Annotated in this window: 1 protein-coding gene; it reads right to left on the bottom strand. The window is 45.9% G+C overall.

Annotated features, from left to right (window positions below; genetic code table 11):
* Positions 1-279, bottom strand: a 279-nt coding sequence (locus ACNKXV_RS14715) for a rhodanese-like domain-containing protein (RefSeq protein ID WP_417908444.1), incomplete at both ends; no start/stop codon positions are given.

Here is a 279-nt window from a genome sequence, read left to right as displayed (position 1 = left end):
CTCACTTGCTCTTTCTCTCAGTTCCTGAAGTGGAATATTCAATGCCTCTTCGAAAATTGGAGCAGTTGCATGCTCGTCACGGCTACGAATATCCACGATGGTATAGGCATCCGGATTGGCTTTGAAAGCTTCGACATCGAATGAGGTTCCTGTTTCAGTCATCCCGGCAGGATTGACCACTGCTCCATGAATAAGTTGCTCGTATCCGATTTTAGCTGCTTTGTATATAAGGACTTCAAGCTCAGGAGTAGAGTCAGCCACGAGGAAGAATTTTTCCTC

The organism is Christiangramia aquimixticola, from assembly GCF_048285835.1.
GTDB lineage: Bacteria > Bacteroidota > Bacteroidia > Flavobacteriales > Flavobacteriaceae > Christiangramia > Christiangramia aquimixticola.
Note: the sequence above shows the minus strand (reverse complement) of the source record. Positions and strands in the feature narration are given on the sequence as shown.